Annotated in this window: 6 protein-coding genes; 4 read left to right on the top strand and 2 right to left on the bottom strand. The window is 67.7% G+C overall.

What is annotated here, in order from left to right:
• The 3 genes from CTE05_RS20020 to CTE05_RS20010 form a co-directional block, all read left to right on the top strand.
• A partial coding sequence (locus CTE05_RS20020; protein ID WP_186814954.1) for a cation efflux transmembrane domain-containing protein occupies positions 1-430 on the top strand: 430 nt, incomplete at its 5' end.
• Between the two features lie 27 nt (positions 431-457).
• Complete coding sequence (locus CTE05_RS20015; RefSeq protein WP_146848054.1) at positions 458-883, top strand: hypothetical protein; 426 nt, start codon at positions 458-460, stop codon at positions 881-883.
• Positions 880-1650, top strand: coding sequence for a cytochrome c biogenesis CcdA family protein (locus tag CTE05_RS20010; protein WP_146848053.1), 771 nt, complete (start codon positions 880-882; stop codon positions 1648-1650). The genes CTE05_RS20015 and CTE05_RS20010 overlap by 4 nt, the downstream gene beginning before the upstream one ends.
• Here CTE05_RS20010 and CTE05_RS20005 read toward each other — a convergent pair.
• Positions 1647-2618, bottom strand: coding sequence for a cytochrome c oxidase assembly protein (locus CTE05_RS20005; protein ID WP_146848052.1), 972 nt, complete (start codon positions 2616-2618; stop codon positions 1647-1649). The two genes, CTE05_RS20010 and CTE05_RS20005, sit on opposite strands and share 4 nt — an antisense overlap.
• Before the next feature lie 208 nt (positions 2619-2826).
• Here CTE05_RS20005 and CTE05_RS20000 point away from each other — a divergent pair, with 208 nt between their 5' ends.
• The gene (locus tag CTE05_RS20000) at positions 2827-3471 is read left to right on the top strand and encodes a copper resistance CopC family protein (protein ID WP_222595527.1); all 645 of its coding nucleotides are present in this window, start codon (positions 2827-2829) and stop codon (positions 3469-3471) included.
• Positions 3472-3519: 48 nt separating this feature from the next.
• Here the strand turns inward: CTE05_RS20000 and CTE05_RS19995 are convergent.
• Positions 3520-4160, bottom strand: a 641-nt coding sequence (locus tag CTE05_RS19995) for a DUF305 domain-containing protein (RefSeq protein ID WP_146848050.1), incomplete at its 5' end; no start/stop codon positions are given.

Here is a 4160-nt window from a genome sequence, read left to right as displayed (position 1 = left end):
GTTCTTCGGCCTCGCGGCGTTCGTCACCGTCGACGCCCTCCGGACCTTGCTCAACGCGACTGAACCGGAGCACTCCACGGCCGGGATCATCCTGGCCGCAGTGAGCCTGGCGGTCATGCCATTCCTGTCCTGGTTCGAGCGCCGCACCGGGCGCGAGCTCGGGTCGGCCTCCGCGGTCGCGGACTCCAAGCAGACCCTGATCTGCACCTACCTCTCCGCGGTCCTTCTCGTCGGACTGGTGCTCAACAGCACCCTCGGTTGGTGGTGGGCCGACCCGCTCGCCGCCGTGGTGATCGCCGCGTTCGCGGTTCGCGAGGGCATCGAAGCCTGGAAGGGCGACGCGTGCTGCACCCCGGTGTCCCAGCTGGTCGGAGGCGACAAGGCGCACTGCGAGGACGAGAACTGTGACGACGGCTGCTGCAAGGACTGACCGCACCGCCAGGAGAGGTTGGCGCTGATGGGCCACGACAACATCCACGCCGCGACGGGTGCTGTCGACCATCGCGGTTGGCTTGCGATCGCGTTCGCCGTCACGACCACGATCCCGGAGCCCGATCCTGGGTTCGTTCCTTCGCGGCCGCCCGCCTCGGACGTGCTGGGCACCGGCCGGTTCGCCGCCCGCCGTAAGACCGTCGCCGTCGTGCGACTGCATGAACAGCGCGAGAGCACCGCGGGCACCGCCCGGCTGGCGGCGCGGTCGTGCGGACGGAGTGACGTGGACGCCGTTGACCTCCTCGCGCTGAGCACCGGCCCGCGTAGCGACGCCCGCGCCCGCTCATCGCCATCGGGCGCTGGCGTCCTTCTCATGGCGCGCTGCATCGACCGCCGCGAGGACGCGATCGTGCGCGCGGTCCTCGCCATCGGCTACGCGGAGACTCCGTGAGCAGCGGGTCCTGGCAAGACCTGGCCAGCGCGTTCCAGGAGACAGCGTTCGCCGGACCGATGCTCCTGGCCCTCCCTGTCGCGCTCCTCGCCGGGATGGTGTCCTTCGCCTCGCCCTGCGTGATTCCACTACTGCCGGGGTACTTCGCCTTTGTCACCGGCATGACGGGCAGCTCGACCGGGCAACGATCCAAGACCCTCCTGCTGACCGGAGTTGGTCTGTTCGTCTTGGGCTTCTCCGCGGTGTTCGTCCTGCTTGGTGTCGCCGTCGGATCGCTAGGAGCAGCAATCCGAACATGGCAGGACGTCATCACGCCCGTGATAGGCATCGTCGTCGTCCTCATGGGGCTGTCGTTCCTCGGCTGGATCCCCGGACTCCAGCGCGAGCGAAGGCTGCATCTCGTGCCCCGCCAAGGTCTCGCCGGTGCCCCCCTGCTGGGCGCCGTCTTCGCCCTGGGCTGGGCACCTTGCATCGGACCGACCCTCGCAGCCGTCCTCTCGCTCTCTCTCAACGAAGCGAGCGCCTCACGTGGTGCAGTCCTGGCAGCCGCCTATGCCGCAGGCCTCGGAGTCCCGTTCCTCCTGATCGCGCTAGGCGCTCATCACTCCACGGCGGCGGTGACATTCCTGCGCGACCACCGGCTCGCAATCATGCGTATCGGCGGCGTCATGCTCGTCCTCATCGGGTTCGCACTCCTCACCGGGCTATGGAACTCCTGGACCCAAAGCATCCAAGGACTCATCGCAGGGTTCGTCACCGTCGTCTAGGCCTGCGCACCCGGGCGGCGCCTGTCGAGTGACTCCAGGTAGGCGTTGTAGGCATCGAGTTCGGCGTTGCCGTGCAGGTCAATGTCCCGGTCGGCCGACTGAGCGCGGTGCGCGTCATCCCGTTGCCATCGGGCGAAGATGATCAGCAGGACGATCAAGGACGGGAGCTCACCGTAGGACCAGGCGAGCCCACCGGCGACACCCTGGTCGGCCACCAGATCCACGCCCCATGACGCCGGCGGGTGGGTGAAGGCGCCTATCAGCGGTCGTGTTGCCATCATGACAATCACACCGAAGAACGCGTGCAGAGGCATCTCCACAATCATGTCTGCGGCGCGGCCCGCGTGACCCTGCGCGAGTGGCAGCGGGTCTGTGGAGAGCACGGGGGCGGTGAACAGCACGCCCGCGACGAGAAAGGTCACCTCGAGGGCTATGTGCCCACCCCAGCTGGCCAGGGCCCAAGCAGCGAAGTCACTGAGGTACAGCCCGTAGAAGCTGAGCAGGAACAGCGGAATCGTGAAGCCGGGATGCAGGGCGACTCGAGCAGGCATTGATCTCAGTGCCCGTCGTGCTGATAGCAGGACCACCCGCCCGACGCGCCCGTGGGGGACGGCGCGCAGCAGCAGCGTCCCGGGACGGCCAAGCACCAATAGCGGAGGGATCGCCATCATCAGGGTCAGCTGCTGGAACATGAACACAGAGAACATCTCGTACCCGTAGCCCTCGATGCCAGCACCGGTGACCACCACGAGCAGCGCGCACCCCGCAAGGAACGACGCTGTTGGCCCGTACGACCAGCGGCGGCCTGCGCGTGCCAGTCGGACAACGCCCGAGACGTAGAGCAGCGCGAGCACGATGCCGACGGCCGGGAGGAGAGGTATCGGCTGCAGGGTCGGCGCCAGGTACGACACCAACGACGGCGGGTCTGTCGGCAGCCACACCGGCCCGTCGAACTCGGTGACGATCATCGGTGCCCTCTCGAGGAGTCGTCGTCCCCACGGCCCGTCAGCGGAACAGGCCGGGACGGGCACTGCCCCTGCTCACTGGTTCGCGTGTCGCGCCTCATGAGTTCACCACGTCGGCGTTCCGGGTGGTAGCCGGTAGGCGTCGGCCCGGTGGCGGATGTCACGCGCCCGCGTGAGAGCGCGACGTTGGCTGTGCGCGATCCTTGACCTCATGCGGATGCCTTCCTTCATGATGCGGTGTGCGCGTGCGACCGTCGTGCTCCTTGTCTGCGGGGTGCTGGGTGTCATCGGTGTCTCGTCGGCGCAGGCACACAACGTCCTTCGATCGACGGACCCGGCCGACGGCTCGACGGTTCCCGTCGTTCCGAGTCAGGTCACGTTGACGTTCGACGCGGCCGCGTTGGCGCTCGGCACCCAGCTCGTGATCACGAATCCTGTCGGGGCCGTCGTGAGCACCGAGCCGGCGCAGTTGCTCGACGTGAACGTGACGCAGCCGCTGAGCGGTGATCTTCCTGCCGGGCTGTACACGGTGAGATGGCGAGTGACGTCCGAGGACGCCCATCCCATCGAGGGCAGCTTCACGTTTACCGCTGCAACCTCGGCGACACCGGATTCTGACGCGCCGGCCACACCGTCCGTCGCGGAGCCGACAACGAACTCCTCGGAGACCAGCGTGCTGCCGCCAGCGCCCGTCCCGGCCACATCCGGCGATGTCGCGGTGTCGGACGCGCAGAGCAGCAGAGGCGCGATCGGCGCTGGCCCGCTGCTCGCGATGGGCGGAGGTCTCTTGCTGGTCGGGATTATCAGTGCGGTCCTTCTTTGGCGGCGGCGCCCTCCGGCGCCTCCCGCGGAGTGAGTGGTCCGCGTCGGACGCTTCGACAGGAGATCTCCGCATGGTCCCGGCTCAAGGACTGGTCAGCGGGCCTCCGCGCTCAGCGAGCATGTCCCGTAACAGAGCCAGCTCCGCGCTCTGAGACTCGACGATCGCCTGTGCCAGACGGCGGACATCGTCATCGGCTGCCGTCGTGACGGCTGCCTGCGCCATCTCAACGCCACCTTGGTGATGCGGAATCATCAGTTGGAGGTAGAGCCGATCCGCTGCAGAGCCGCTCGCCGCGCTCAGACGTGCCAAGTCCTCGGTACTCGCCATGCCCGGCATCGGGACATCACCAGACGGCGCCGGTGTTGAGCCGTGATCCATGCCGGCCATTTCGGCGTCGCCGGTGGACATCCAGGCCATGGGCGGGCTTGACGACGTTTGCGGCAGGTCCCACTGATTCAGCCACCCGTGCATCTGACCGGCTTGCTGCTGCTGAGTGAGCATGATGTCGCGTGCAAGCGTGCGCACGTCGGGATCGACGGATGTCTCGAGCACCGACGTGGACATCCCCACGGCCTGGCCGTGGTGGGTCTGCATGTCCCGGGAGAAGCCGGCATCCACCGAGTCCGCGCCGGGAGTTGCGATGCCGACGCCACCAAGGCTCAGTCCGATCCACAACGCCAGGGCGGCCGCCGCGACAACGATGAGCAGAAACATCGCGACCA

It is taken from the genome of Cellulomonas terrae (assembly GCF_007990265.1).
In the GTDB taxonomy this organism is placed as follows: domain Bacteria; phylum Actinomycetota; class Actinomycetes; order Actinomycetales; family Cellulomonadaceae; genus Cellulomonas; species Cellulomonas terrae.
Note: the sequence above shows the minus strand (reverse complement) of the source record. Positions and strands in the feature narration are given on the sequence as shown.